Genomic DNA, 26,272 nt, shown 5'->3' with positions numbered 1-26,272 from the left:
CGGCTGCATCGGAGTCTGGCCCACTGCCATCGCTTGATCTCTCCCCACGCCCGGTGACCAACACCGATCACCCTGGCACAAGAGGACAGACCAGCGCGAGAGAGATCAAAAAACACCAGTCACCTAGACACGCACTGCGCGCAGCGGCGCTGATCTATCTGACGTTCCTGCTGATCCTGCCCGTCGTGCTGATCGGCTGGCGCACCTTCCAGAACGGGCTCGGCCCCGTACTGGAAGCTCTGTCCACCCCGCAGGCGCAGTCGGCGTTCGCCGTCACCCTCAGCGTCGCGTTCTGGACCGTGCTGGCCAACACCGTCTTCGGCGTCGGCGTCGCGCTCCTGCTGGTCCGGCACACCTTCCCGGGCAAGCGGCTGCTGAACGCCTTCATCGACCTTCCGGTCGCCGTCTCCCCGGTCGTGGTCGGCCTGGCGCTCATCCTGGTCTACGGCCGTTTCGCCCCCGTCGGCGGATGGCTGGAAGGCCTCGGCCTCCAGATCATCTTCTCCCTGCCCGGCATGGTGATGGCCGCCGTGTTCATCTCCCTGCCGCTCGTCGTCCGGGCCGTCGTCCCCGTGCTGGAGGAGCTCGGCAACGAGCAGGAACAGGCCGCCCGCACCCTCGGCGCCGGCCCCTGGCAGACCTTCCGCCGCATCACCGTCCCCGCCATCCGCTGGGCCCTGGCCTACGGCGTGGTGCTGTGCCTGGCCCGCGCCCTCGGCGAGTACGGCGCCGTCGCCGTGGTCTCCGGCCGTCTGGTGGAGCAGACCCAGACCCTCACCCTCTTCGTCGAGGAACGCTTCCAGAACTTCGACGAGGGCGCCGCCTTCGCCGCCGCCACCGCGCTGGCCCTGATCGCCGTGGTCACCCTGCTGTTCCTCAAGATCCTGCGCCCCAAGGACTGACATGGCCATCGAAGTACGCAACGTCAACAAGTCCTTCGGCACGACCCGGGTGCTGGACGACGTCTCCATCGACGTGGCCTCCGGCTCGCTCACCGCCCTGCTCGGCCCCTCAGGAGGCGGCAAGTCCACCCTGCTGCGGGTCATCGCCGGGCTGGAGACCCCCGACACCGGCACCGTGGTGATCTCCGGCGCCGACGCCACCCACCTGCCCCCGCAACGGCGCAACGTCGGATTCGTCTTCCAGCACTACGCGGCGTTCAAGCACATGACCGTGTTCAGGAACGTGGCCTTCGGCCTGGAGATCCGCAAACGCCCCAAGGACGAGATCCGCAGCCGCGTCACCGACCTGCTCAAGCTGGTGCACCTGGAGAGCTTCGCCGACCGCTACCCGGCCCAGTTGTCCGGCGGGCAGCGCCAGCGCATGGCCCTGGCCCGCGCCCTGGCCGTCGAACCGCAGGTGCTGCTGCTGGACGAGCCCTTCGGCGCGCTGGACGCCCAGGTCCGCAAGGAGCTGCGCACCTGGCTGCGCCGCCTGCACGACGAGGTTCACGTCACCACCGTGTTCGTCACCCACGACCAGGAGGAGGCGATCGAGGTCGCCGACACCATCGTCGTCCTCGCCGACGGCCAGGTGAAACAGGTCGGCAGCCCCGCCGACGTCTACGATCACCCCGCTGACCCGTTCGTCATGCGCTTCCTCGGCCCGGTCACCGAACTGGACGGCCACCTGGTCCGCCCGCACGACATCGACCTCGGCGCCGGCCCCGTGGACGGCGGCGTCCCCGCCACTGTCACCCGGGTCGTCCGCCTCGGCTTCGAGATCCGGGTGGAGCTGCTCATCGGCGAGCAGGAGGCCTGGGCCCAAGTCACCCGGGGCACCGTCGAAGACCTGGACCTCCATCCCGGCCAGACCGTCCACGTGCGGCCCAGCCCAGCCGCCCGCCCGCTCGCCGTGAGCACGCCATGACCGCCACCCGCCCGCTCACCGTGGGCACGCCATGACCGCCACCCGCCCCCTCACCGTGAGCACGCCATGACCGCCGCCCGCCGAGACCGCTGGGGGCTGACCCAGCCAGGATCGTGATGCGCATCTCCGCCCGCACCCACTACGCCCTGCGCGCCGCCGTCGCCCTCGCAGCCGCACCGCCAGGCCCCGTGCACGCCCATAAGATCGCCACCAGCCAGGACATTCCTCGCAAGTTCTGCGACAACATCCTGCTGCAACTACGCAGGGCCGGCCTGCTCCACAGCCTGCGCGGATCCGAGGGCGGCTACTGGCTGGCCCGCCCGCCCGAGAAGATCACCCTGGCCGACATCATCCAGGTGACCGAAGGAGTCGAGCAGCGGATGGAGCCCTTCCACGGCATCGCCCGCCCCCTCGCCGACGTCTGGTCGGCCATGCGCCGGCACGAACACGCCCTGCTGAGCGAGGTCACCCTCGCCGACATCGTGGCCTCGGCCGCCGAACCCGCACTTGACTGACGTCGCACGTTCGATGAGCCGCGCCAAGAAGCAGAGTGTCTGCGAGCGATGCGTTCGAGACGTCGTCCTGCACGACTGCGTGGCGCCGGCCAGAAGAGGGCTTGCAACAACACCGAGATGTCAATCATGCGCGTATCGGGAAGTGTCGGGATGAATCCTGACTTTCGACGCCAAAGCCGTCGCCCTCAAGGCGCTGCCGCCGCCCGTTCAGGCCGTGAAGCCACCTCCGGTGGAGAAGCCGCGGCGACGACGCCGGCGTGGAAGCGCAGATCCGCGACGCCTGCAACCTACTCGCCGCCAGGCCCGACGCCTGGGTCAGCCTCACCGACGCGCACGCTCGTGAACGCGCCGCGCGACCAGGTCCTGCGCGACCTTGAGCGCCGGCCGGATGTGAACCTGGTGCCGGAGTCGAACCAGAAGATGCTCACCCCGCCGACCGCGCTGCGGCGATCAGCATCGGCAACCAAGACAAGCACGCCCTCTGGTTCGGGCGGTCCTGAGCCCCCCGGCATCGCTGTCACGTCCACAAAGCCGGCCTACAGCGCACCATGCCGCCATGCCAGCCGCACCTCGTTGGAGATCTACTCCAAGATCACGCTCGGCCCCGCCCAGGAACCTGCAACAACGTCATCGACCAGTCCCGTGTAACAACCTCGCACCCCCAGCCACCTGCGGGGGCGACTGGCGGGGCCTAGCCAGCCTCACCACCAGGCCCTGTTGTGAGGCGATCGTTGCCCGGACAAGAATCACGACCATGAACTACCAAGATCGCGTCAGCTCGCATGTGATGGAGCTCCGCTCCATACCGAATCTCGTCATGCCCACCTGTGAGCTCGGATCCGGCCCGCCCCGGGAGCTCTCGGCCGACGAAGCCGTACTGATCGGTGCCATCTGGGGTGAAGATGCCGTCGAGGGCGTTCGGGACTACCTGTTGAGCATCGATCGCATCCACGTCGCATGGCACACCGATGACCACTATCTGTTCGGGGAGTTCGCTCTCAAGGATCTGCGTGATTGTGTGACTGGTTTCGGCCTGCCCGATGTGGATGTGCGGCTGCCCGCGGAGAAGCAGGAGCTGATGGAGTGGGAGTTGAAGACGCTGGAGGAAGCACCCGGATCGGGTCGCCTCACCGCGTTGCGGGTGCCTTCCGGCGGCAGCAGCCGGGAACTGTGGTTCTACGACATGAATCATGAGAGGTTGGAGCTGCTGGACCTCGACTTCCGGTCCTACCTGGAGAACCTGCTCCTCATGAAGGGGGCCCCGGGCTGGCAGTACCTGTTCACCGAGGTTGACCTCGGTGGCAGGGAGTTCCAGACCTTGGTAGGCCAGTTGGACAGGACGTTGGAGGCGCTTCCCGTTCTCTTCCCCGCCCACGACTACAGCCGCCTGCAGGAACGCTACGAAGCCCGCTGTTCCAGGTCGCCGGAGTTTCATCGCCACAGGAGCCCGTGGACGGTCTAGCGTCGGCCGGCCCCGTCCGGGTTGGCGATGCGGAGGTCGACGCCGCGATCCCCGCGTGAGGGGGTGATCCGGTTGCCGCAGCAGCATCATCGCCGCGACGTACTCCTCCACCGTCTCGCCTGGTAAGCGCTCCCAATTCACCGCTGCCATACAGTCACCCGACGCTCCTCCGCACGCGGGTGACGTGCACCTGGCCCGTTTGACGCGGGCCGGAAGGCGGCGCATCAGGGCGGCTTGACGACAGCTTTTGTCTCAGCAAATATTGACTCAATCATGATTGAGCTATCTCACGTGGAGGAGCGGGCCGCCGCCCATGCCGCGCTCGGCGACCCGATCCGGCTGGCGATGGTCGACGACCTGCTCCTCGGCGACCGCTCGCCCGGCGAGCTCGGCCAGACGTTCGGCCTGTCGTCGAACCTGCTGGCGCACCACCTCAAGGTGCTGCAGGAGGCCGGGCTGATCATCCGGGCACGCTCGGAGGCCGACCGGCGGCGCAGCTACGTCCGGCTGCGGCCCGGCGCGCTGGCCCGGCTCGGCCCCGCGCCCGCCGCGCCGGCGGCCGAGCGGGTGGTGTTCGTCTGCACGCACAACTCCGCGCGCTCGCAACTGGCCGCCGCGCTCTGGCAGCACCGCAGCGACCTGCCCGCCACCTCGGCCGGGACCGAACCCGCCTCGCGCGTGCACCCGCGCGCGGTGGCCACCGCCCGGCGTCATCGGCTGCGGCTGGACCCCCGCGCCACCGCCCATGTCGGCGACATCGTGCGCGCGGGTGACCTGGTCGTCGCCGTGTGCGACGACGCCTACGAACGCCTGCCCGCCCGGCCGCCGCTGCACTGGTCGGTGCCCGACCCCGTCCCGGCCGGCACCGACGACGCCTTCGAGCGCGCCTACGCCGACCTGTCCGGCCGCGTCGACCGGCTCGCCACCGCCCTCACCGACGCCACGTCCTCGACGAAGGGCACCCCATGACGCGACCCGCCCACCGCCGCGCCGATCTGACCATCGACCAGCGGCACGCCCTGCTGACCTCCGCCCGCACCCTGGCGGGCGAGTTCGACGGCGCCTTCGGCGCCGAGACCATCGACCGGTTCCTGCGCACCAGCTACGACCAGTTCGCCGTGGCCGGCTCCCGACCTCTGATCGCCGAGCGGTTCGCCCGCCAGCGGCTGCGCGCCCTGGCCCGCGTCGAGGGCAAGGACAGCTCCGGCACCCCGATCGTGCTGTTCCTGTGCGTGCACAACGCCGGACGCTCCCAGATGGCGCTCGGCTTCTTCACCCACCTCGCGCAGGAGCGGGCGATCGGCTGGTCCGGCGGCTCCGAACCCGGCGAGCGGATCAACCCCGCCGCCATCGAGGCGATGCGCGAACGCGGCATCGACATCACCGGCGAATACCCCAAACCCTGGACGCACGAGATCGCCCAGGCCGCCGACGTCATCATCACCATGGGCTGCGGCGACGCCTGCCCCGTCTTCCCCGGCAGACGCTACGAGGACTGGGCCCTGGCCGACCCGGCCGGGCAGTCGGTGGAGGCGGTGCGGCCCATCCGCGACGAGATCGAACGCCGGGTCCGGGCCCTGCTGGCCGAACTCGGCATCCCCGCGGCTGCGAGCGGCGCGTGAGCACCCTGGCCCGGCGAGCCGTCGCCGAAGCGGTCGGTACCGGCCTGCTGGTCACCTCGGTGATCGGCTCCGGCATCATGGCCCAGCGGCTGTCCCCCGGCGACGCCGGCCTGCAACTGCTGGAGAACTCCACCGCCACCGCCTTCGCGCTGACCGCGCTCATCCTCATCATGGGCCCGGTCTCCGGCGCCCACTTCAACCCCGTCGTCTCGCTGGCCGACTGGCTGCTGTCCCGCCGCACCGGCGACGGCCTGACCGGGCGCGCCCTGCTGGCCTACCTGCCCGCCCAGGTCGCCGGCGCGCTCGGCGGCGCGGTGCTGGCCCACCTGATGTTCGAGCTGCCCGCCGTCACCGCCTCCACCCACCAGCGCACCGGCACCGGGCTGTGGCTGGGCGAGATCGTCGCCACCGCCGGACTCATCGCCCTGATCTTCGCCCTGGCCCGCACCGGCCGGGCCGCGCTCGCCCCGCCCGCCGTCGGCGCCTACATCGGCGCCGCCTACTGGTTCACCAGCAGCACCAGCTTCGCCAACCCCGCCGTCACCCTCGGCCGCACCCTCACCGACACCTTCGCCGGCATCGCCCCCGCCTCCGCGCCCGGCTTCATCGCCGCCCAGCTCGCCGGCGCCGGGCTCGGCCTGGCCCTGATCCGGCTGCTGTATCCGCAGGCCAGCCCGCTCACCGTCGCCGATCCCGAGCGCCTGGCGACGACGGCCCGGACATGACGAAGGCCCCGCCGTCCTGAAAAGACGGCGGGGCCAGCGACGTATGCGTACCGGTGTGCGTGTCGCCTCTCGGCGAAAGGCACAACACGGCTCCAGCCGAACGGTAGTCCGCGAAGGCGAAAGGTGAGGCCCGGGGACACTGGGCACACCGGCCACGATGGATGTAACCACCGGGCGGCCTCCGATGTTCCCGGCCGGCGGCTCAGAGTCCGGTCACGGCGCTGCGGCGCTCGATCAGCAGCACGTCCCGCCAGAGGCCGCGGTGGCAGCCGACCCGCTCGCGGGTGCCGACCACCCGGAAGCCGAGCGCCTGATGCAGGGCCAGGCTGGCGGCGTTCTCACCGAAGACGCCGGACTGGATCATCCAGACGCCCGCGTCCTCGCCGGCGGCGATGAACGCCGCCAGCAGCGCCCGGCCGATGCCCCGCGCCTGACGGTCCGGGTGGACGTAGACGCTGTGCTCGACCACCCCGGCATACACCGGACGGGCCGACACCGCCGCGGCGGCCACCCAGCCGAGCACCTGCCCGGTGCCGGTGTCGCAGGCCACGTAGCGCAAGCCGGGCAGCCTGGCCGCGGTGAAGCCCTCCCAGCGCGGCACGACGGTCTCGAAGCTGGCCTGACCGGTGTCCAGCCCCGCCTGATAGACGGCCAGCACCTGATCGGCGTCGCCGGCGCGCATCGGCCGGATCTCCACCTGCGGCGGGGCGGCGGGCTTGACGGCCTGGACGAGCGCCGAGTGCACGCCATCGCCATGATCGGCGGTCAGCGCGATGCGCACGTTCGTGAACCCGGCCGCGGCCAGCAGCCGCCGATATTCGGGCACGGGCAGCGCCCCTGCCACGCAGCCGATGCGCCGCTCGGCCGCCGCCCGCGCCTCCGGGTCGAGTGCGCCCTCGGCCACGACGTCGCTGACGCCGAACCGGCCGCCTGGCCGCAGCACCCGGGACGCCTCCGCCAGCACCGCCGCCTTGTCGCCGGACAGGTTGATCACACAGTTGGAGATGACCACGTCCACCGACCGGTCCGGCAGCGGCACCCGCTCGATGGTGCCGTGCAGAAACTCCACGTTGGCCGCGCCCGCCTGCTCGGCGTTGCGCCGGGCCAGCGCCAGCATGTCCAAGCTGGCGTCCACCCCGTACACCTTGCCGCGGGCACCGACCCGGCGAGCCGACAGCAGCACGTCGATGCCGCCGCCCGAGCCGAGGTCGAGCACCACTTCGCCGTCGCGCAACTCGGCGACCGCCACCGGATTGCCGCATCCCAGGCTGGCTCGTACCGCGGCCTCGGGCAGCACCCCGAGCTCCGCGTAACCGGCCGCGCCGAAGCGGCCCTGCTCGAACGCGTCCTGCCCGCAGTCGGCGACCGTCCGGCCGGCGTCCGCGTCCCTGGCCAGCGCGGAGTAGTGGGCGATGATCTCGTCGTGCGCCATGGCGACGCTCCTTCACTCGCAGGTGGGCGTGGCCGGAACGGGGTTGCCCATGACCACGTCGGCGGCGGTCGGGAAACAGCTCACGCACGCCTCGTTGATCCGGTACAGGCTGGACGTGCCCTGCCGCTCGACCAGCACGAACCGCACCTCGGCCAGGATCTTCAGGTGGTGCGAGACCGTGGACTGGCCCACTCCGGACGCGGTCACGATCTCGCCCACGCTCATCGGCGCGCGCCGCCGGGCCAGCAGCGACACGATCTGGATCCGGGTGGCGTCGGCCAGCGCCTTGAACCAGCTCGCGTACTCCTCGGCCTCCGCACGTGGCAACGGCCCACTGTTCTCATTCATCGTCAATCGACGATAATCGATAAATAGGAGTTGCGGAAGCCCTGTTCTACAGACACAAACCGGACATCAGGTCGAGCGGGGCGGACGCCCGGCCGCCCGCCGTGAGCAGCTCGTCCTTCACCAGCGCCGCGAGCAGCTGCTCGCCCCGCGCGTGCACCAGCCCGCCGCCGCGCCTGCCCATCAGCGCCCGCACGAGCCGCTCCTGCTCCCGGACGTGCTCGAACATCGGACGGCTGAAGGCGAACAACTCCCCCACCTCGCCCCTGGGCGCCGGATGCAGGAAGGCGAGCTGGTCGAGGTTGCTGAACAACACCTCCCGCTTGTCGGTGAAGTGGGCGTAGAAGGTGGAGCGGCCCACGTCGGCGCGCTCGATGATGTCGGTGACGGTCACCGCGTCGTAGCCCTTGTCCAGGATCAGCGCCACCAGCGCCTCCTGGATCAGCCGCCGCGTGCGCCGTACCCGCCGGTCTCCGGACACTTTCCCGCCCTCTGTCCGGTACGGAACACCACGGCCGGACTGCTCGTTGACCACACCTCATGATGAACGCATGCTTCATAACCGAACACACCGTCCGGCGACAGAGGAGCCGTCATGGGCTTGGGGAAACTCCTGCGCCGGTGACCGCGTCCTGGACGTGGGCTGCGGCACCGGCTACCTCACCCGCATCCTGTCCCCCGTGGTCACGCGCACCGGCCACGTCACCGGCTTGGACCCCTCCCCCGCGATGATCGGCCACGCCCGCGGGCGCGCCCCCGCGAACTGCTCCTATGTCGTCGGCGCAGGCCAGCGCCTGCCCTTCCCCGACGGCTCCTTCGACCTGGTGGTCTCCAGCCTGGCCGTGCACCACATGCCGCGCGAGGCCAGGCCCGAGGCGCTCCGGCAGATGTTCCGCGTGCTGCGTCCAGGCGGGCGGCTGCTCATCGCCGAGTTCCGCCCGCCGGACGGCCGCCTCACCCGGCGCCTGGCCGGCCTGCTCAGCGGCCCCGCCATGCGGCACGACCCCCGCGACCTGCTGGGCACCATGATTCCCGACGCCGGGTTCCAGGTGGAGGCCGAGGGCCGGCTGCCGAACCTGCTGTATCACGTCCGCGCGACTCGCCCGTAGCGGGAGACCAGCCCTCAGTCCTTGGCGAGGGGCACGGCGTCTTGACGACTCCTCACCTGGCCAGCTCCCGGGCGAGCCGCTGAGCGCGCTCTTTGAGCTCGGCGGTCATGTGCTCGTCGAAGGCCTCGTGTTGCAGGCGCCACTCCGTCGCGCCGGGAATCGCGCCCGGCCGGCAGTCGATCGCCACCACCAGCTCGGCATCCGGGATCGCCGACAAGGGCCGGGGCAGTGCGAGGTCCAGGAGGTCTTCCACCGCGGTGCCCGCCAGCAGCCGGGGCGCGTGCACGCTCACCTGCTGCTGCGGCTCCAGCCCGGCCGTCGTCGCCGTCCAGCCCTCAGGCGCGGCGCCGGCGAACCAGGCGGCGGCGATGCGGCTCTTGCCCGCGCCGTGCGGGCAGACGAACAGCACGACTCTGGACTTCGCCTCCATGCCGGCCTGCCTTTTCAGAGTAGTGGCGAGCGAACCTGGAACGTCGCCGCGGAACCAGTCGAGGATCCGCCAGGGCCGCCGCTCGCTGCGTCGTCAGCCGGCCATCGGCGTCGTGGACGCGAGCGAGGACCTCTCGCGCCTGGCCCATGGGTCATGGGGACGCGGACAGGTGGCGGGCGAGGGCGCGGACGGTCGTGTGGCGGAACACCTCATTCAGGCTCAGTTCCGGCACGCCGTTCCGGGTGATGGCGTGATGGGCCCGGACGATGTCCAGGAGATCCAGGACGGAGTAGTCGTCGGTCGGCGCGAAGTGGTCGCCTGCCACATCGCGCCAACCGGCCAGCAGTGCGGACTCCAGGTCGTCGTCGGGCCCGGCCGCTTCGGCGGCGGCCGATGATGTGGCGATCGGTGCGGGCAGGGCCTGGCGGTCCACCTTGCCGTTGCGAGTCAGGGGCAGCGCGTCGAGGATGACGATGTGTCCCGGCAGCATGTGGGACGGAAGCTTCTCGGCCAGATGGGCGCGCAGGGTCTTGGCGAGCTCGTCGGGATCGAGGGCGCCCGCCGGGGTCGCGTAGGCGACGAGCCGTTTCTCGCCGCGCTGAGCGCCGATCGCCGTGACGACAGCGCTGTTCACGGCGTCGTGGTCGAGCAGCGTCGCCTCGATCTCGCCGAGTTCGATGCGATAGCCGTTGATCTTGACTTGGAAGTCTTCCCTGCCGAGGAACTCGATGCTGCCGTCGGGGAAGTACCGTCCCAGGTCGCCGGTGCGGTAGAGGCGCCGGCCGGTCGTCGGGTGGGTGATGAAGGCGCGGGCGGTCTTGTCCGGGTCACGCCAGTAGCCCATGGCGATGCCGTGGCCGCCGACGTACTGCTCGCCGGGCACCCAGTCCGGCCTGCGGCGCAGCGCCTCGTCCAGGATCTCGAAGTACTGGTTGGTGAGCGGTTTGCCGTAGGGGATGCTCGGCAGATTTGGGTCGACGGTGTCGATACGGTGCCAGATCGACCAGATGGAGGCTTCGGTGGCGCCGCCCAGGCTGATGACGTCGATGTGCCGGTCGGCCAGGGAGCGGATGCGGCCGGGCAGGGTGACCGGGATCCAGTCGCCGCTCATCAGCACCAGACGCAGCGTGGAGGCCAGCCGCTGACGCCGGCCCCGGGTGTAGCCGACGAGCATCTCCATGAGGGCGGGAACGGTGTTCCACATGGTCACCTGGTGGCGTTCGATCAGGTCGGCCCAGTGCCAGGGGGCCCGGCCGGTGCCCGCGTCCGGCATGACGAGGGCGCCGCCGTGGGCGAACGGCCCGAACAGGTCGTAGACCGACAGATCGAAGGTGAGCGGGGTGAGCGTCAGCATGCGGTCGGCGGCGGTGACGTCGAAGCGCCGGTTGATGTCCAGAACGGTGTTGAGCGCGCCCCGATGGTCGATCATGACTCCCTTGGGCAGGCCTGTCGATCCGGAGGTGTAGATGATGTAGGCCAGGTCGCGATGGCCCTGGACGCGGCTGGGCTCGGGGGCGCCTTCGCCGTCGAGCAGGCTCTCGTCGATCACCATCGGGGTGACGTCCTGCGGCCAGGCCAGCTTCGTCTCCAGGCCCGGCTGGGTGAGCGCGAGCTTCACCTCGGCGTGCTTGAGCAGGTAGTGGAAGCGCTCGGCGGGCAGGTCGGGCTCGATCGGCACGTACGCGGCGCCGGACTCGAGGATGCCGAAGACGGCGAGCGGCTGTTCCCAGCCCTTGTCCATCACCACGGCGACCGTCGTGTTGGGGCGGGCGCCGAGTTCGCGCAGCCGGGCGCCGAGGGTGGTCGCGCCGGCGCGTAGCTCGCGGTAGGTCAGCGTCCTGCTGTCGGAGATGACGGCGGGCTCGTCGGGGGTGCGGGCGGCCTGGGCCCAGAACGGTTCGTGCAGCAGGAGCGGCAGGATGCCGGCTTCTGTGGCGTTGACGTGGTCGCGCAGGCGATGCTGGTGGAGCGGCAGCCAGTCGCGCGAGGTGGCCTGCCACGCGGCGGGATCGGTGGCGAGTTGTTCGAGGAACGTCATGTGGCCGTCGATGAGGTCGTCCAGCACGCGGCCGTGGAACAGCGCGTCAACGGTGTCCCAGGTGAGGACGAGTTCACCGTGCTCTTCGCGTACCTCGTGCGCGAGCTGCACCTGCGGGCGCTGCTGCGAGCTGAACACGACCCGTCCCAGACCCAGCGCCCAGGCGTCGCAGGACGCCGAGTGCAGCCGATCGCAGAAGATCACGGGCGCGAGCGCCGCAGTGGGCCGGCCGGTCGTCCGCGCGAGCTCGCGCAGCACGCGGATCCCGTCCGGCCGGTCGTGGGCCAGCCGCGTTCGCACGGCCTGTGCCTGCTGCTGGAAGGAGATGCGCGGGTCGGCGTCGACGTCGAGGAGGGTCAGCTCCGTGAAGTGGCCGACCGCTCTCGGATGCCGGTCGCGGTAGGCGTAGGCCACGGTGAAGCGGGGCTCCTTGGACCAGGCGGCCAGTGCTTGATCGAGCGCGCAGACCAGTACCGCCGAAGGCGTGAGGTCCGCGGCGTGTGCTTGGAGCGCTTGCCAGTGAGGTGCCGGCAGGCGACGCTCTCGCCGCACGCAGAGGGGCCGCTCCAGCAGACGCGGCTCGATCGCCAGGGGGAGCTGTGGCGGCAGGGCCGCGGTGAGCCCGTCCGGCGCGGTTCCGGCTCGGGCGGCGGGGACGGTTTCGGCTTCGGTTTCGGTTTCGCTGATGTGGCCTTGGTAGCCGGCGAAGATCTCCTGGCCGAGCAGCGCGAAGCCGTCCGCGTCAGCGATGAGGAGGTCCACGGCCACGTGCACCCTGCTGCGCCGCCCGTCCAGCCGCGTTACCCGCACCTCGAACAGCGGCCACCGGGCGGGGTCGAAGGCCTGTGTCGTCATGTCGGCCCGGACGGCTTCAAGCCGCCCGGTGCTCTGCAGGTCTTCCACCTGCGGCTCGTAGGCGGGTACGTCGGCCAGGATCTGCTGCCGCCCATCCCCGGTGATGACGGTGCGCAGAGCGGGATGCCGCTGGATCGCCTGCCGCCAGGCCTCGCCGTACCTGGCCAGGTCCAGCTCTTCCACGTCGGCTTCCAGATAGTGGCGGACGGCGGATCCGCCCAGCTCGAACGCCGGAAGGCGACCGAGCCAGTTCCCCTGCTGGGCAGGGGTCAGCGGGTGGCCCGTCATGCCGCCGCCACCCCCTTGCGCTCCAGGGCAGCCCGGATGTCGCCGAGCGAGCGCATCGTCGTCATCTCGGCGTTGGAGAACCGGACGCCGAACTCGTTCTCGATCTCGATGAGTAACGTGACGTGCCGCAGACTCGTCCAGGCCAGGACGTTCTCCGAGCTGGACTCGTCAGTGAAGCTGTCGGCCGGCTGCTCCAGCACGGTGGCCAGGACGTCTTCCAGTCGCATCTTCGGTTCCCTTGATCAGTAGCGGTAGTAGAGGAAGGGCGACGGTCCGCCGGCGAAGACCAGGCCCAGGCCGGCGATGACCGCGATGGCCACCGCCCAGGCCGGGTTCGGCCGCCAGGCGACCAGCCGTCGCCACCGGCGTCCGGTCTCCTTCTCCTCCGACGGGATGGTGGGCAGGCCCACCTCGTACCTGCCGAGGATCTCCTGCGTGTTGCGCGGGAAGAACAGCGCGATCGCCCCCAGGAAGATCGTCCACAGGACGGCGGGGACGACCGTGAGGCCGCCGAGCAGCACGTTGGTGCCGTAGAACTGGGCGACGCCCGCGCCTCCGGCCGCACCGAGGCCGACCATGGCCGCGAGGATCTGCGTGGCCGAGCCGGCGTCGGGAGCGCGCAGGTACACCAGCGAGGCGACCAGGGGGATCATCATCAGCAGCCAGCCCACCGGCGCCGGGATGCGCGGCAGCCGCCGCTTGGCTCCGAGCTCCCGCCAGGTGAGGTTGATCGACAGGGCGATCCCGTGGATCGCGCCGGAGATGATGAACCCCCAGCCCGCGCCGTGCCAGAACCCGACCAGCACGAACGTCACGAACACCGGCAGGCAGATCACCGCCGGCAGCCGCACCCACTGCGGCCACTTGCGCCGGATGCCGCGCCGCATCAGATTCGCCGTCATCGGCGTGTACACGTAAGTGGTGAAGAAGCGCACCATCGTCATGTGCCAGCGGCGCCAGAACTCCACCAGGCTGGTGGCCTTCAACGGCGAGTTGAAGTTGAGCGGCAGCCGCACTCCGATCATGTAGCCGAGTCCCAGAGCCATGTCGGAGTAGCCGGAGAAGTCGAAGTACAGCTCGAAGGTGTAAGCGAGCGCGCCGACCCAGGCGCTCCCGGTGGAGACCGCTCCGCCCGCGCCGGCGGTGTCGAACATGGTGGCCACGTACGGGGCGACGCTGTCGGCCAGGACTGCCTTCTTGAACAGTCCCATGGCGAACATGGTCAGCCCCACGGCGACGAACTTCACCCCGGTCCGCTCGCGTACGGGCGTGTCGAGCTGCTTGAACACCTCGCTCTGGCGCACCAGCGGCCCGGCGGTGATGTAGGGGAAGAACGTGCCGAACAGCAGGTAGTTCAGGAACGACAGCCGCTCGATCTGGCCGGCGTAGGTGTCGAGCAGGAAGCCGATCTGGATGAAGGTGTAGAACGACAGCCCCACCGGATACACCGCGGCCAGCGCGCGCAGGTCGGTGCCGAACAGGGCGTTGACGTTCTCGGCGAGGAAGCCGGTGTACTTGTAGAAGCCCAGCAGCAGCAGGTTGGCCGCGATGCCGCTGATCAGCACGGCCCGTCTGCCGCGGCCGCCTTCGGGCAGCCGTCTCATCCGCCAGGCGAACGCGAAGTTCATCGCCACCGAGCCGAGCAGCACCAGCAGATAGCCGGGGCCCAGCGAGGCATAGAACACCAGCGAGGCGGCGACCAGCCAGGCCAGGGCCGGTTTCTGGCTGGTGAACACGCGGGTCAGCAGGTAGTAGCCGGCCAGCACGATCGGCAGGAACACCAGCAGGAAGGTGTAGGAGGTGAAGGACATGGCCTCAGACCCCCGTGTCCGCGGGGATCAGGCGCACGACCTTCGACAGGCACGCGGGCTTGGAGTGGATCTGGTCGATGAAGTCCGCCGCCACGCAGCCGACCTTCGCGGGATCGTAGCCACCTACGGAGACCACTCCCCACCGCTTGCTCATGTCCCGGGCGATCGCCTCCAGCGAGTTCAGCGTCTTTCCGAACGGACGCTTCTGCACTTCGGCGTAGAAGTCCGGGTGATAGGGCGTCTGCACCAGCACCACGCGTACGCCTTTGCCACGCAGGAAACTGATCGCCCTGCCCATGGCGTCGACCAGAGCCGGGTCGATCTTCGGCGCCCGGTCGCCGATCTTCAGCAACTCCTTACGGACATTACCGTCGACGAATTTCTTGGTGTATTTGGCGAGGCTTTTCCCGGACCAATGGATGGATCCGTCCGCGGCGATGACCTCAAGGGAAGGGTTCTGCAGGCGGGTGGTCGGCCCAGGTTCTGCGGGGACCGCCGACACCTGACGGGTCCGCTCAAAGACGGCCGGGGCATAGAAAAGGCCCGACCAGTTCTTGACGGGGAAGGTGTCGGCATAGGAGTGCGCGGGGACATCCAGGCGGGCGGCCATCGCCCGGTATTCGTCGGCCCACTCCTGCCATTCGGCGGCCTCTCGTTCCGCGGGTGGCTGGAAGCTGATGAAACGCAGGCTCAAGATCAGAGTTTTGGGCAGCTTGCCTGCCCGGTCCAGCAGGTAGGCCAGCGCGAGGGCGTCTTCCGCCTGGTCGTTGCTCACCCAGGCGTTGAAGAAGGTCTGGCCGGGGAACAGGTCGGCGTGCGCCTCCCACCAGCGGCTCCCGCCGAACACGACCACGTCGGGGGCGGCCTTCAGCTGGTAGATCTGCTCGCGCCGCAGCGCCCGCCAATTGATGTTGGTGTCGTAGTTGGCGTAGTTCTGGCCCTGCGTCAGCAGGGCGGCCACCTCACGGATATGACCGCGGTCGTAGGCGAGCGGATTCAGCCGGTAATTCCATACACCGACCCCGGCGAACAGGAGAACCGCCAGACCGAGGGTGAGCAGGGAATATAAACGGTAACGCGGACGCGCGTCGACATCAGCGGGCATGGTCGGAAGAACCCCCGATCCTGGTGCACATCGCGATTTATCTCGGCCGGATTCTCTACCAGGCCCCCACCCAGGTCCGCCCTCATCGCTACCTGCGTCAGGATCGTGAACATACGAGGAATTGTCAAGACTGGTAAGACGTTTCCAAATATCGGACAGTCAGTCATGCGCGCTGACGAGAAGTCGCGCAAGGAAACCGAATTCGAACGAGTCCGAAACGATGTTTTGTGCGTCATTCCAGAATCCCTTTGGGTATTACCGGCATGAAAAGAGGGGAATATTGTGAGCCGTGCGTGGCGGGTGGACGGCCGCCTGCTGCCCGATGGCGAACCGTGCACGTTCTTCGTCGCCGACGGGCGCGTCACCCGAGAGCCGGTGAGCGGGGCGCAGACCCTTGTGGACAACGGCTGGATCATCCCCGGCCTGGTCGACGCTCACTGCCACATCGGTCTCCGCACCGGCGGCAGCGCCGTCACCACCGCCGAGGAAGCCCGATCGCTGGCTGCGGCCGACCGCGACACCGGGGTGCTGGCGATCAGGGACACCGGTTCGCCGAACAACTTCCCCGAGCTGGACGGGCTCTCCGACCTGCCGCGGGTGATCCGGTCCGGACGCCATCTCGCGCCTCCGGGCGGCTACCTGCCGGGCGTCGCCGTCGAATGCTCCTCAGCCGAGCTGCCCGCCGCCGTCGCCGCCCAGGCCGCCCAGGGACACGGCTGGATCAAACTTGTCGGCGACTGGATCGACGACGCGTCCGGTGACCTGCTCGTCAGATGGGACACCGCCTCGGTGAAGGCCGCCGTCCAGGACGCGCACGCCTTGGGCGTCAAGATCGCCGCACACACTTTCAGCGAGGCCGGCGCGGCCATGATGGTCGAGGCGCGCGTCGACTCCATCGAGCACGGCCCAGGGTTGTCGACCGGACTGCTGGAGGAGATGGCGCGATCGGACATCGCTCTCGTCCCCACGATGAGCGCCATCGCCACCTTCCGCTCCATCGCCGCGGTGGCAGCAGCCCGCTATCCGCGCTACGCCGCTCACCTGCGCGACCTCAGCGCGGGATTCGGCTCTGTCGTCCGCGCCGCGCACGAGATCGGCGTAGCCGTCTACGTGGGGACCGACGCGGGTTGCGACGTTCGCCACGGGCTCATCGCCCAGGAAATGCTCGCACTTCACCGCGCCGCCGGGCTGAGCGCGACGCAAGTGCTGGGGGCGGCCTCGTGGCGGGCCCGTGCATGGCTCGGGCTCGACGTCCTCGACGAAGGAAGCCCCGCCGACTTCGTGGTTTACGACACCGACCCGCGTGCGGAGCTCGCAGCGGTCAGGCAGCCGCGGCGTATCGTGCTCAACGGCGTCCCTCTTCGCTGACGACGTCCAGGAGCAAGAGTCAAGACCTGTGGATCGTGAGTTTCTGGCCCCCTCCTGGCAGACGATTCACGGGCTGTTTCGGCGCTGGCATCTGGCGGCGTATCCTCACCGCATTACAGGCCCAGGCTGGTGCGGCCCTCGGCCGAGAATGTGGCCGGGCCCAGCGCGATCGCCCTCGCCACGCCGGTCAGCCGCTCGATCTCGGAGCCGGTGCGGGGCTCGTCGTGGTGCGGCTCACCGCCGCCGGGCGCGGGCAGTGGCGGGCCGGTGCCGCCCATGGGGGTGGTCATTCTGCGCGATCACAGCCGAGATCCTTGTCGGCGCACGCTCACGCGGGCGTCGTGAAGCCGTCCAGCAGCAGGTCGGCGACCTGGGGTCCGATGGTGGCGGGGTCGGTGCGCAGGGTGCGGGCGAACCGGGTGACCACGTGCAGGGTGCCGGTGATGGCCTGCGGCAGCAGCTCGGGCGGCAGGTCGCGGCGGAGCAGCCCCTCCTGCTGGCCGCGTTTGACCAGGGCGAAGACGGCCTGGTGCATGCGGCGGGAGGCCGGCGGCGGTGAGGGGCGGTGGGAGTCGGCGGGCAGCGGCTGCCATTCGGAGCTGACGGCGAGCACCGGGTAGCGCTGGATGATGGCGGCCATCTCGATGATGAGCGCGCGCAGGGCGGTGACCGGGTCGAGGTCGCCGTCCGTGGCGCGGGTGATGACCTGCTGGGCCTCGGCCGCGGCGGTCTCGAAGATGGCCGTGCGCAGGGCCTGGCGGTTACGGAAGCGGCGGTAGACGGTCATGCGCACCAGGCCGGCCTCGTCGGCGATGCGCTGCATGGTGGCGTTCGGGTCCTCGGCCAGCACCCGGGCGGCGGTGGACAGGATCAGCGCGTCGTTGGCGCGGGCGTCGCTGCGTGACCCCCTGCGCCGTGGTGGGGCCGGGGAAGAGCTCATCGCTTAAGTGTTACACATCTGCCTCAGGTAGTGGCCTAGCTTCGGCGGCATGTCCGCTCGATCGACAACACCGCAGGGGCGGATCGACCCGTCCCTGCTGAAACTGGGTCTGGTTCTCGTGCTCGGCATCGTCAGTGGTTGATGGAACGCTTCAGCGTCAAGCGGCTGTTCGTGCTGGGCGTGGCCCTGTTCTCGGCCGGGTTGGCCTGTGTGCGGCGTCCTGGGACGCGGGCAGCCTGATCGCCTTCCGGGTGGTGCGGGGCGCGGCCGGGGCACTGCTGATGCCGGTCGCGCTGCCGCCCTGATGGCGGTGGTCCTCGCCCAGGCCGGGGACTTCGGCACCGCGTTCTGGTGGGCCACCGGCCTCACCGCCGCCGGCACCCTGGGCGCCCTTCTCCTGCCGGGCGGCGACACCGTCCCAGCGCGTACCGAAATCAAGGAGCGATGATGATCAGCAGAGAGATCCACCTCGTCCGCCACCCCGAAGGCGAGCCCTGCCTGACGGACTTCCGCCTGGTACAGACGCCCCTCCCGGCCCTGAGAGACGATCACGTGCTGGTCCGCAACCGGTACTTCGCGCTGGCCGCCGTCATGCGCACCCTGATGACCGGAGCCGACATCGGCATGCCGCTGGGCGCCTACCGGCCCGGCCGCCCCCTGTTCGGCTCCGCGCTGGGAGAGGTGATCGACGTCGGTCCGGCCGCCGACGGCGACCTGCGCCCGGGCGACCTGGTCCTGCACCACTACGGGTGGCGCGACCACGTCGCCGAGGCCGCCGCACGGTTCCGCCGGGTGCCCACCGGCGTGCTGCCCGATCCGGTCCTGCACCTCAACCAAGGACTGACCGCGTACGCCGGACTGGTCGAAGTCGCCCGGCTACGTCCGGGGGACACCGTGTTCGTCTCCGGCGCCGCCGGCGCGGTGGGCACCATGGCCGGCCAGATCGCCCGGCTGAAGGGCGCCGGCCGGGTCATCGGCAGCGCCGGCTCCCCGGCCAAGCTCGAACTGCTGACCGGCGGGCTCGGCTACGACGCCGCGTTCGACTACCACGACCTTCCCATCGCGAGCCGGCTGCGTGAGATCGCCCCGGAAGGCATCGACGTCTGCTTCGACAACGTCGGCGGCGACCAGCTCGCCGCGGCGCTCGAACTGGCCAGGCCCGGCGCCCGCTTCGCGCTGTGCGGAGCGCTTCAGGACCAGCTCGGCGGCACCAGCGCCGCGGTGCGGCTGGACCCGGCCGAGATGATCGGCAAACGGGTCACGCTGGCCGGGCTTCACGTGGCCGACCACCGCGACCTGCAGGGGCCGTGGCTGCAGGACTTCCGGGATTGGCTGCGCGCCGGGGTCATCGAGGTGCCGCAGACGGTCGTACCGGGGCTGGAGGCCGCACCGGCCGCGCTGCTGTCCCTGCTACGCGGCGAGTTCGCCGGGATGGTGGTGGTGTCCCTTCCTTGAGCGGCACCTGAACGTCAGCCCGAGCCGCCGCCCTGTCAGTAGGCGAGCTCTCCGATGCCGCCATCGACCCGCAGGACGGTCCCGGCGGTGTAGGCGGACTCGTCAGAGGCCAGGTAGACAGCAGCCTTCGCCAGCTCGGTGGCGGTGCCGATGCGCTGCAGCGGCACGGTCCGCCGCAGCTCGTCGTACAGGGCGGCCTGCCGCTCGGGGCCGAGCGCGGCGAAGGTGTCGGTGAGGGTCGGCCCCGGGCTCAGCCCGTTGACCCGGACGCCCCGCTCCTTCAGCTCGTAGGTCAGCCCGCGCGACAGGGACAGCAGGCCCGCCTTGGCGGCGCCGTAGACCGCCGCGTTCTCGTGGCCGATGAAGGCGGAGACGGAGCCGACGAGGATGACGGACGCCTGCCGGGACAACAGCGGCAGCAGGGCCTTGATCAGGAAGAACGGCCCCTTGAGGTTGGTGGCGAGGAGCCGGTCGAACGCCTCCTCCGTCCATCGCTCGATCGGCAGGTGGGTGACGTCGGCGGCATTGCTCATCACGACGTCGAGCCGCGGCCACTCCTGCCGCAGCCGCGCCGCGAGCGCCGCCTGGCCGGGCACGTCGCCGGCGTCGGACAGGACGGGCAGCACCCGGTCGCCGCCCAGCCGCCGGACGGCCTCCTCCAGGCGATCTCGCGAGCGGCCGGTGATCGCGACGGCCGCTCCCTCGGCGAGGAACTCGCGGGCGGTCGCGAACCCGATGCCGCTCGTCGCTCCTGTGATCAGGGCGTACTTGCCCTCAAGACGACGCATTGACGTGGATCTCCTTACGCGTGGTTCTGGTGACGGTGGTGGGGTGGCGCGCACCGGTCAGATGGCGGTGCGGCCTCCGTCGGCGGCCACGACGGCGCCGGTCACGTAGCCGGCCTGGTCGCCGGCGAGGAAGGCGATCACCTGGGCGACCTCGGCCGGGTCGGCGGTGCGCTTCAGCGCGGTCGTCAGGCCCATGCCGCCGAGGTCCGGGCCCATGGCCGCCACCACCTTGGAGGTGGTCATCGGGCCGGGCGCCACGGCGTTGACGCGCACGTTGGAGGCGGCGAACTCGGCCGCCCAGGTACGGGTCAGCGACTCCAGCGCCGCCTTGGTGGCGCCGTAGACCGCCATCGGCGGCATGCCCAGGGCGGCCGCGGTGGAGCTGACGTTGACGATGCTGCCGCCCCCGCCGGCGGCCATCTTCGGGGCGAGCCGGGCGACCAGGACGAACGGCGCGCGCACGTTGACCGCGAAGGCGGCGTCGTAGGCGTCGAGGTCCTGCTCGGTGGTCGCGCTGAACGGGACGACGCCCCCGTTGTTGACGAGGATGTCCACCGCCCCGGCGTCCTCGGCCAGTTGCTGCACGGCCCGCGGGTCGGCCAGGTCGGCGGGGATGAAACGCACGGTCCCGGCGGCGCCGGCCCGTACGTCGGCCACGACCCGGGCGCCGCGCTCCGGGTCGGTGCCGGTGATGATGACGTTCGCCCCGCCTGTGGCGAGGACCTTCGCTGTCGCGTGCCCGAGGCCGCCGATGGCGCCCGATCCGGTGATCAGCGCCGTCTTCCCGTTGACGTTCATGGGGTCCTGTCCGTCATGCCGCCGGCGTACGCCAACGACTTCTGTGCGAGCGTTCAAGATGTCGCCCGGCCATCAACGTACAGACTTTTGTGTGAGCGGTCAAAAAGTCGTAACCTGGGGACATGGCACGTACAGGACGCCCCCGCGCCTTCGACAAGGACCAGGCGCTCGAGCGCGCGCTGATGCTGTTCTGGTCGCGCGGCTACGCGGAGACCTCCGTCCAGGACCTGGTCGACGCGCTGTCGCTGGAGAGGGGCAGCCTGTACGGCGCCTTCGGCGACAAGCGGCAGTTCTACCTGGCGGCGGTCCAGTTGTACTGGGACACCTACGAGCGCGAGCTGGTCGCGGCGCTGGAGTCCGGGCCGGTGCTGCCGGCGCTGCGCGAGGTGCTCGCGAACCCGGCCCGGGCGCAGGAGCACGCCTCCGACGCCGGCGTTCCGCGAGGGTGCATGATCGGCAACATCACCGCCGAGCTGGTCCCGCACGATGCCGAGGCGCGCGAGCTCGTGGCCCGCTCACATGCCCGCTTCACCCGGATCGTCGCCGACGCGCTGCGGCGCGCGCAGGCCGACGGCGAGGTCAGCCGGGCCGCCACCCCGGAGGCCCAAGCGCAGCTCCTGCTGTTCACCGTCCAGGGCCTTTCGCTGGTCTCGCGCGCAGGTCTCGACACCGCCGCCGCGCTCGCCGCCGCCGACGCCCTGATCGACGCCCTCCGCGCTTGAAAGCGTTGCCTCAGGTCGTGGCCGTCTCGTACCGCGGGCGGCCGGTGGTGCGGTAGGTCTGGATCGTCAGCCCCTTCGGGGTGGACCGCGAGTCGACCAGCTCGAGTCCAAGGTCCGGGCCCGTGGCGGGGAAGAGCCGCGTGCCCTGGCCGACGATCACGGGGTAGGTGAGCAGTACGATCTCGTCGACCAGCCGATGGCCGAGTAGCCAGCGGATCAGGGTGCCGCTCCCCCACACTTGCAGCTCACCGCCCGGCTCGGCCCTCAGCTCGCCGATGGCGCCCGCAAGGTCACCGGACAGGACGGTCGTGGCCGCCCATCGCGGGTCGGTGAGAGTGGTCGAGACGACGTACTTGGGCCGCGTGTTCAACGCCTCTCCGACAGGGTTTCCCGGATCCATGCCCGCGCCCCAGGAGCCGGCGAAGATCTCGTAGGTCCGCCGGCCGAACAGGAACGCGTCGGCGCGCTGGAAGGCCTGGCTGATGAACGTCGAGGCCTCGTCGTCGAGCATCGGAAGGCTGCCACACCCGGAGCTGAAAATCTGCATTGGCGAGGGTAGACATTCGCGAGCGTGGGCATTATGGTTTCTGACATCGCAAGAAACGGATCCACCGGGCAGCGAAGTAGTTCCTTGGCATCACGACGAACTGCCCGCAGCAAGATGAAGTCAGAGGTTGACGGCAGAAGGTCGGACGTGACGGGCCAGCGCAGTGGATAGGGGCCCTGATCGTGGACGCGCTGCCGAAGGTGAAGTTGGCAAGTGGTCCGGAAGAGAAACAGGAAGGGAGTGTTGACGCCATCAGGATCGCCCGTTGCCGGCTGAAGTTACGCCGCTCGGGTACCGCAGTTCCACGGGATTGGAAGGTGGTCTACGGTCACGCATCCGCGATCCGCGCAACACCGCCGTACCTCGCGGTGGATGCGCACAACAGTAAGCCGGCCGGATGGCCGGTAGATGGTGTTGAACTCTTTCGGGGCCCCGGCGCAACAGGCGCCGGGGCCCCTGTGTGCGTGGTGAGAAGGGAATGTATGGATCAAGGTCAATCGGCTGCCGAGGGCGACACGCTGGCTCCCGGCAGGATCACGGAAACGCCGGCCGAACGCACGGCCGAAGACCGGTTCGACGACGAGGACTACCCCGCCTACAGCATGGGCGCGGCCGCCGAGATGCTCGGCGTCACCCCCGCGTTCCTGCGGGCCCTGGGCACCGCCCATCTGATCGAGCCGAAACGCTCCAGCGGCGGCCACCGCCGCTACTCCCGTTACCAGCTTCGCCTGGCCACGCGGGCCCGGGAACTCGTCGATCAGGGCACTCCCGTGGAAGCCGCCTGCCGGATCATCATCCTGGAAGACCAGCTCGCCGAGGCGCTGCGGATCAACGCCGCATACGAACGCGAGCGCGCCGCCGGAACCTAGCGGCAGGCGAGGGCACGTACCCGGCCGCTCCACCCGACGCGATGGTCCCGAGCCCCCCTTCGCGCAGGTCACGACCTCCGCTTGCTGTGCGCCCTGAGGTGGCCTGTCGGCAGGTGGCAGAGCACGGGATCGTCCGCTGGGGCGGCGCAGCGTACCGGGGTACGCGCCGCCGCAGCGCCTGTCGTCGTGGCGATGACAGCTCCGTCATCGCCACGACAACGTCGGGGCACGACCGAGAGGAACGTAACCGTGCGGCCCGTCCAGCTCACCAACCCGATCGGCGGCCCGCCTCCATGCACGATCACGTCGCGCCCGGGGACACCAGCCCGGTCTCGTACGCGAGCACGACAGCCTGAACACGGTCCCTGAGCCCGAGCTTGGCCAGGATGCGGGCCACGTGCGTCTTCACCGTCGCCGGGCTGAGAGTCAGCCGTTCGGCAAGCTCGACGTTGCTCAGCCCGGTGGCCAGCAGCCGCAGCACCTCCAGCTCCCGCGCGGTCAGCTCCGACAGGTCACGGTGCGGGACCGGAGGACCGGAGTCGTCCCGGCTGGCGAACCGCTCGACCAGGCGCCGGGTGATGGCCGGGGCGAGCAGGGCGTCGCCGGTGCGCACCAGGGTCACCGCGGCCACCAGGTGCTCGGGGGTGACGTCCTTGAGCAGGAAGCCGCTGGCCCCGGTGGCGAGGATGCGGCGGGTGGCCTCGATGCCGTCCATGCGCGGCATCCTGACGTCCATGAGGACGACGTCCGGCCTGGTACGCCCGGCCGCCTCCACCGCCTCGGCGCCGTCAGCCGCCTCGGCCGTCACCTCGATGCTCGGCATCGACCTCGGGTTCGCCATGACCGGAGCCCGCTCCGTGGAGATCACCCGTACGTACGTCGCCGCCTTCTGCACCGGGAAGCCGCAGCCCCTGCTGGACAAGCCGTCCGCCCGCCATCCCGAGGTCACGTTCGGCGGCTAGGCCCGGCTCATCCCCGGACGTCAACGACGACGTGCCTCATCCTACGTGGGGCGTCTGCGCCGTGATCACTCGTGAGCGGGCCATTCCTCGGCCAGGAGCGCGTACGAGAGTCCGTCGAGCCACCCCTTGGTGCGGTGAAGCGAGTCTCGCACCGTGTGCTGTTCGCGGCGCATCCCGACCCGCTCCATCAGCCGCCACGAGGGTTCGTTGTCGTAGAAGCAGTCCGCGTGCACGCGGCGCAGGCCGAGCTTGTTGAAGGAGATGTCGATGAGGGCGCGTACCGCTTCGGTGGCGTAGCCCTTGCCGCCGTAGGCGGGATCGAGCGTCCACCCGAGCTCTCCTTGGACGCCTTCCGCCTGGTCGGCGACCTCTGCCTGGGCCCAGGCGTCCTGGATCCTCAGTGTCAGGTCGCCGATCACCCGGCCGTCCAGTTCGACGATGAGCAGGTCCGTGAGCCGGTCCGCGCGGAGGAAACGCTCACGGTAGTCGTCGTAGGTCTTCGTGGCGGCGGTGATCCATTCGTGAGTCTCCGGCAGCTGCCGGAAGGCCCAGGTCGCGTCCAGGTCGTCGGGGGCAGCCCGGCGCAAGAGCAGCCGATCGGTGGAAATCGGCCAGTCCAGCGTGTCAAGAGGGTGACGCATGGGCCCTCATACTGACAGCGGGCTGCGGTGGCACACAAACGGATTTTTCCGGACGACGACGCGGCGGGAGTGCCAGGGCTGGCCGAAGAGGTTTTCACCGTCGCTGCCTCCGAGAAGGAAGGCGAAGCGGTCCAGATCGGTGCGCCGTAAGCGGGGTGGCCGATGGCTGCCGCACGCGCAGCCGGCGGCGGCCTTCGCCTCGGCCGGGCTCTGGGCCTCCGGTGCGCTGTCGGCGTTCTTTCTCTGCGGTGGTGAGCTGTGAAAATCGCTGTCCGATTGCCGGAGCGCAGTGGTAGAGATTCGGGGTGACGATGACACTCGAGTTCCCCGTTCTGCTGCGACTGATCGAGGAACGGTCGACCGCCTTCCGCGCCGCGGTCGCCTCCGCGCCCAGCCTCGACGTACAGGTGCCGACCTGCCCCGAGTGGACGCTGTTCGATCTGGCGCAGCACATCGGCGAGGGGCGCCGCGACTGGGCCGCCACCCTCGCCGCAGGTCCTGCTCCGGCCAAGTCCGCAGCCCAGGGCGCCCCGGCGGCGCCTCGGGAGCGCGAGGCCCTGCTGGCCTGGCTGGCGGAGTCCACGGACCAACTGGTGGACGCCTTGCGGAAGGCCGGCCCGGATCGCGGTTGCTGGACGTGGTGGGGGACGTCGCAGTCGCCGCCGACCTCCGGTGCCGTAGCCCGGCACCAGCTCCAGCAGCTGGCGGTGCACACCTACGACGCCCAGATCACCGTAGGTGCCCCGCGGCCGCTGCCGGACGAGGTGGCGCTCGACGGTGTCGAGGAGTTCCTGTTCACCTGCGTCGCCACGACAAGTGCCTGGCCGCACAAGCCGGCCACCGTCGACTTCCACGCCTCCGAGGGCCGCTCCTGGCGCCTCTCGCTCTCCGCCGACGGCGCACGGACCACCCGCCTCCCCGTGCCCGGCACCTTGCCGGCCACCACTGCGGGCCAGGACCTGGACGCGGCCTCCGCCTCCGCTCGGGGCACGGCCGGCGAACTGGTCCTCTCCCTGTACGACCGCATCCCGTTCGACGCCCTGGAGCTCGACGGCGACCGGCGTCTCTTCGAGCAGCTCAGCGCCTGGGACCCGGATGAGTAGGACGTGACGATGCGCCACCTCCTGCGCCACCCTTCCTCGGGCTCGAACCCCTGCCCCACATGATGATCTCCATCAACGGGACCCAGCCGAGGATCTTCCAGCTCGGCACGGGAGCGACGACGGCCGGCCTCAGCATGCAACTGGCGAAGGAGGCCGGCCTGAAGGTGATCTCCGAGAGCACGGGAAGCGCAGACAAGCAGCAGTTCACGAGGTACTACGAACGCCGGTGTGCTGACACTGACCTGCCCGGCTCGTGACCAGGCTGGCCATGCTGAAGGGCGGTGCCACCGAGCAGGGCCATGAGAGGTCGGGCTCTTCTGCGTCGTTCGGGCCCATCACGGCCGCCTGAGCGCGCGGGCGGCCTGCGGCGCAGAGGCCGGCTTTCGGGTCCATACCGGGCGACCGTGAGGTGAACGGGGATGAGTCATACTTGAGGCGCTCGTCCATCCGACGGGCCACCTGGTGTGGTCGTG

32 protein-coding genes are annotated in these 26,272 nt (G+C 70.1%); 17 read left to right on the top strand and 15 right to left on the bottom strand.

Going from position 1 to position 26,272, the window contains the following annotated elements; translation table 11 throughout:
* Nucleotides 1–53 precede the first annotated feature (53 nt).
* The 8 genes from ABD331_RS48290 to ABD331_RS48255 all read left to right on the top strand — a co-directional run bounded on the left by ABD331_RS48290 (nt 54) and on the right by ABD331_RS48255 (nt 6,193).
* A complete protein-coding gene (locus tag ABD331_RS48290; RefSeq protein WP_344491546.1) occupies nt 54–902 on the top strand; it encodes a sulfate ABC transporter permease in 849 nt (282 codons plus the stop codon).
* Between the two features lies 1 nt (nt 903).
* Nucleotides 904–1,869, top strand: coding sequence for a sulfate/molybdate ABC transporter ATP-binding protein (locus ABD331_RS48285; RefSeq protein WP_344491543.1), 966 nt, complete (start codon nt 904–906; stop codon nt 1,867–1,869).
* 116 nt (nt 1,870–1,985) lie between these two features.
* Nucleotides 1,986–2,384, top strand: coding sequence for an RrF2 family transcriptional regulator (locus ABD331_RS48280; protein WP_344491540.1), 399 nt, complete (start codon nt 1,986–1,988; stop codon nt 2,382–2,384).
* 339 nt (nt 2,385–2,723) lie between these two features.
* A complete protein-coding gene (locus ABD331_RS48275) occupies nt 2,724–3,032 on the top strand; it encodes a hypothetical protein (RefSeq protein WP_344491537.1) in 309 nt (102 codons plus the stop codon).
* A gap of 106 nt (nt 3,033–3,138) precedes the next feature.
* Nucleotides 3,139–3,846 carry a hypothetical protein gene (locus ABD331_RS48270; RefSeq protein ID WP_344491534.1) on the top strand — a complete coding sequence of 236 codons (708 nt, stop codon included), beginning with the start codon at nt 3,139–3,141 and terminating at the stop codon, nt 3,844–3,846.
* A gap of 273 nt (nt 3,847–4,119) precedes the next feature.
* Nucleotides 4,120–4,815 (top strand): arsenate reductase/protein-tyrosine-phosphatase family protein, encoded by a 696-nt coding sequence (locus tag ABD331_RS48265; RefSeq protein ID WP_344491531.1) that lies wholly within the window; start codon nt 4,120–4,122, stop codon nt 4,813–4,815.
* On the top strand, nt 4,812–5,468 hold the full coding sequence (locus tag ABD331_RS48260; protein ID WP_344491528.1) for an arsenate reductase ArsC: 657 nt from the start codon (nt 4,812–4,814) through the stop codon (nt 5,466–5,468). The genes ABD331_RS48265 and ABD331_RS48260 overlap by 4 nt, the downstream gene beginning before the upstream one ends.
* Nucleotides 5,465–6,193, top strand: a complete 729-nt coding sequence (locus tag ABD331_RS48255; RefSeq protein ID WP_344491524.1) for an aquaporin — start codon at nt 5,465–5,467, stop codon at nt 6,191–6,193. The genes ABD331_RS48260 and ABD331_RS48255 overlap by 4 nt, the downstream gene beginning before the upstream one ends.
* A 202-nt stretch (nt 6,194–6,395) precedes the next feature.
* On the opposite strand, the gene arsM is transcribed toward ABD331_RS48255, so the two are convergent.
* Genes arsM through ABD331_RS48240 form a run of 3 tightly spaced genes read right to left on the bottom strand, consistent with a single transcriptional unit; the run spans nt 6,396 to nt 8,451 of the window.
* Complete coding sequence (gene arsM, locus ABD331_RS48250) at nt 6,396–7,625, bottom strand: arsenite methyltransferase (RefSeq protein WP_344491519.1); 1,230 nt, start codon at nt 7,623–7,625, stop codon at nt 6,396–6,398.
* A gap of 12 nt (nt 7,626–7,637) precedes the next feature.
* A complete protein-coding gene (locus tag ABD331_RS48245) occupies nt 7,638–7,973 on the bottom strand; it encodes an ArsR/SmtB family transcription factor (RefSeq protein WP_344491516.1) in 336 nt (111 codons plus the stop codon).
* A 46-nt stretch (nt 7,974–8,019) separates the two neighbouring features.
* Nucleotides 8,020–8,451 (bottom strand): TetR/AcrR family transcriptional regulator, encoded by a 432-nt coding sequence (locus tag ABD331_RS48240; protein ID WP_344491513.1) that lies wholly within the window; start codon nt 8,449–8,451, stop codon nt 8,020–8,022.
* 70 nt (nt 8,452–8,521) lie between these two features.
* Here ABD331_RS48240 and ABD331_RS48235 point away from each other — a divergent pair, with 70 nt between their 5' ends.
* Nucleotides 8,522–9,079: a class I SAM-dependent methyltransferase gene (locus tag ABD331_RS48235; RefSeq protein WP_344491510.1), complete on the top strand. Its 558-nt coding sequence runs from the start codon at nt 8,522–8,524 to the stop codon at nt 9,077–9,079.
* A gap of 52 nt (nt 9,080–9,131) precedes the next feature.
* Here the strand turns inward: ABD331_RS48235 and ABD331_RS48230 are convergent, their stop codons facing one another.
* From ABD331_RS48230 to ABD331_RS48210, 5 genes are all read right to left on the bottom strand, one after another.
* The gene (locus ABD331_RS48230; protein ID WP_344491507.1) at nt 9,132–9,509 is read right to left on the bottom strand and encodes a hypothetical protein; all 378 of its coding nucleotides are present in this window, start codon (nt 9,507–9,509) and stop codon (nt 9,132–9,134) included.
* A gap of 151 nt (nt 9,510–9,660) precedes the next feature.
* Entirely contained in the window at nt 9,661–12,690 is a 3,030-nt protein-coding gene (locus ABD331_RS48225; RefSeq protein ID WP_344491504.1) for a non-ribosomal peptide synthetase, read from the bottom strand.
* Nucleotides 12,687–12,917, bottom strand: coding sequence for an acyl carrier protein (locus tag ABD331_RS48220; protein ID WP_344491501.1), 231 nt, complete (start codon nt 12,915–12,917; stop codon nt 12,687–12,689). Before ABD331_RS48220 ends, ABD331_RS48225 begins: the two co-directional genes overlap by 4 nt.
* Nucleotides 12,918–12,932: 15 nt before the next feature.
* Nucleotides 12,933–14,501: an MBOAT family O-acyltransferase gene (locus tag ABD331_RS48215; RefSeq protein ID WP_344491499.1), complete on the bottom strand. Its 1,569-nt coding sequence runs from the start codon at nt 14,499–14,501 to the stop codon at nt 12,933–12,935.
* Between the two features lie 4 nt (nt 14,502–14,505).
* A complete protein-coding gene (locus tag ABD331_RS48210) occupies nt 14,506–15,606 on the bottom strand; it encodes a hypothetical protein (protein ID WP_344491496.1) in 1,101 nt (366 codons plus the stop codon).
* Nucleotides 15,607–15,888: 282 nt separating this feature from the next.
* Between ABD331_RS48210 and ABD331_RS48205 the strand changes: the two genes are divergently transcribed.
* Nucleotides 15,889–16,974, top strand: a complete 1,086-nt coding sequence (locus ABD331_RS48205) for an amidohydrolase family protein (protein ID WP_344491493.1) — start codon at nt 15,889–15,891, stop codon at nt 16,972–16,974.
* Between the two features lie 113 nt (nt 16,975–17,087).
* On the opposite strand, the gene ABD331_RS48200 is transcribed toward ABD331_RS48205, so the two are convergent.
* Nucleotides 17,088–17,264: a hypothetical protein gene (locus ABD331_RS48200; protein ID WP_344491490.1), complete on the bottom strand. Its 177-nt coding sequence runs from the start codon at nt 17,262–17,264 to the stop codon at nt 17,088–17,090.
* Nucleotides 17,265–17,302: 38 nt separating this feature from the next.
* Entirely contained in the window at nt 17,303–17,914 is a 612-nt protein-coding gene (locus ABD331_RS48195; RefSeq protein ID WP_344491487.1) for a TetR/AcrR family transcriptional regulator, read from the bottom strand.
* A gap of 304 nt (nt 17,915–18,218) precedes the next feature.
* On the opposite strand from ABD331_RS48195, the gene ABD331_RS48190 reads away from it, so the two are divergent.
* The gene (locus ABD331_RS48190; protein WP_344491484.1) at nt 18,219–18,362 is read left to right on the top strand and encodes a hypothetical protein; all 144 of its coding nucleotides are present in this window, start codon (nt 18,219–18,221) and stop codon (nt 18,360–18,362) included.
* Nucleotides 18,362–19,369, top strand: a complete 1,008-nt coding sequence (locus ABD331_RS48185) for a zinc-binding dehydrogenase (protein WP_344491481.1) — start codon at nt 18,362–18,364, stop codon at nt 19,367–19,369. Before ABD331_RS48190 ends, ABD331_RS48185 begins: the two co-directional genes overlap by 1 nt.
* A 35-nt stretch (nt 19,370–19,404) precedes the next feature.
* Here ABD331_RS48185 and ABD331_RS48180 read toward each other — a convergent pair whose 3' ends face one another.
* Nucleotides 19,405–20,157 carry an SDR family oxidoreductase gene (locus tag ABD331_RS48180; protein ID WP_344491478.1) on the bottom strand — a complete coding sequence of 251 codons (753 nt, stop codon included), beginning with the start codon at nt 20,155–20,157 and terminating at the stop codon, nt 19,405–19,407.
* Between the two features lie 57 nt (nt 20,158–20,214).
* Nucleotides 20,215–20,955 carry an SDR family NAD(P)-dependent oxidoreductase gene (locus ABD331_RS48175; RefSeq protein ID WP_344491475.1) on the bottom strand — a complete coding sequence of 247 codons (741 nt, stop codon included), beginning with the start codon at nt 20,953–20,955 and terminating at the stop codon, nt 20,215–20,217.
* Between the two features lie 122 nt (nt 20,956–21,077).
* Here ABD331_RS48175 and ABD331_RS48170 point away from each other — a divergent pair, with 122 nt between their 5' ends.
* Nucleotides 21,078–21,677, top strand: coding sequence for a TetR/AcrR family transcriptional regulator (locus ABD331_RS48170; protein WP_344491472.1), 600 nt, complete (start codon nt 21,078–21,080; stop codon nt 21,675–21,677).
* Nucleotides 21,678–21,687: 10 nt separating this feature from the next.
* On the opposite strand, the gene ABD331_RS48165 is transcribed toward ABD331_RS48170, so the two are convergent.
* Nucleotides 21,688–22,188, bottom strand: coding sequence for a dihydrofolate reductase family protein (locus ABD331_RS48165; RefSeq protein WP_344491469.1), 501 nt, complete (start codon nt 22,186–22,188; stop codon nt 21,688–21,690).
* A gap of 638 nt (nt 22,189–22,826) precedes the next feature.
* Between ABD331_RS48165 and ABD331_RS48160 the strand changes: the two genes are divergently transcribed.
* A complete protein-coding gene (locus tag ABD331_RS48160) occupies nt 22,827–23,093 on the top strand; it encodes a MerR family transcriptional regulator (RefSeq protein ID WP_344491561.1) in 267 nt (88 codons plus the stop codon).
* 301 nt (nt 23,094–23,394) lie between these two features.
* Here ABD331_RS48160 and ABD331_RS48155 read toward each other — a convergent pair whose 3' ends face one another.
* Nucleotides 23,395–23,934 (bottom strand): LuxR C-terminal-related transcriptional regulator, encoded by a 540-nt coding sequence (locus ABD331_RS48155; protein WP_344491466.1) that lies wholly within the window; start codon nt 23,932–23,934, stop codon nt 23,395–23,397.
* Between ABD331_RS48155 and ABD331_RS48150 the strand changes: the two genes are divergently transcribed.
* Nucleotides 23,828–24,055: a hypothetical protein gene (locus ABD331_RS48150; RefSeq protein WP_344491564.1), complete on the top strand. Its 228-nt coding sequence runs from the start codon at nt 23,828–23,830 to the stop codon at nt 24,053–24,055. The two genes, ABD331_RS48155 and ABD331_RS48150, sit on opposite strands and share 107 nt — an antisense overlap.
* A 65-nt stretch (nt 24,056–24,120) precedes the next feature.
* Here the strand turns inward: ABD331_RS48150 and ABD331_RS48145 are convergent, their stop codons facing one another.
* Nucleotides 24,121–24,696 (bottom strand): GNAT family N-acetyltransferase, encoded by a 576-nt coding sequence (locus tag ABD331_RS48145; protein WP_344491463.1) that lies wholly within the window; start codon nt 24,694–24,696, stop codon nt 24,121–24,123.
* A gap of 311 nt (nt 24,697–25,007) precedes the next feature.
* Here ABD331_RS48145 and ABD331_RS48140 point away from each other — a divergent pair, with 311 nt between their 5' ends.
* The gene (locus ABD331_RS48140) at nt 25,008–25,799 is read left to right on the top strand and encodes a maleylpyruvate isomerase N-terminal domain-containing protein (RefSeq protein WP_344491558.1); all 792 of its coding nucleotides are present in this window, start codon (nt 25,008–25,010) and stop codon (nt 25,797–25,799) included.
* 59 nt (nt 25,800–25,858) lie between these two features.
* Complete coding sequence (locus tag ABD331_RS48135; protein WP_344491460.1) at nt 25,859–26,056, top strand: hypothetical protein; 198 nt, start codon at nt 25,859–25,861, stop codon at nt 26,054–26,056.
* Nucleotides 26,057–26,272 lie beyond the last annotated feature (216 nt).

Origin of the sequence: Nonomuraea monospora (assembly GCF_039531895.1) — a bacterium.
Lineage (GTDB): Bacteria > Actinomycetota > Actinomycetes > Streptosporangiales > Streptosporangiaceae > Nonomuraea > Nonomuraea monospora.
This window is presented reverse-complemented; position numbering and strand designations above follow the sequence as displayed.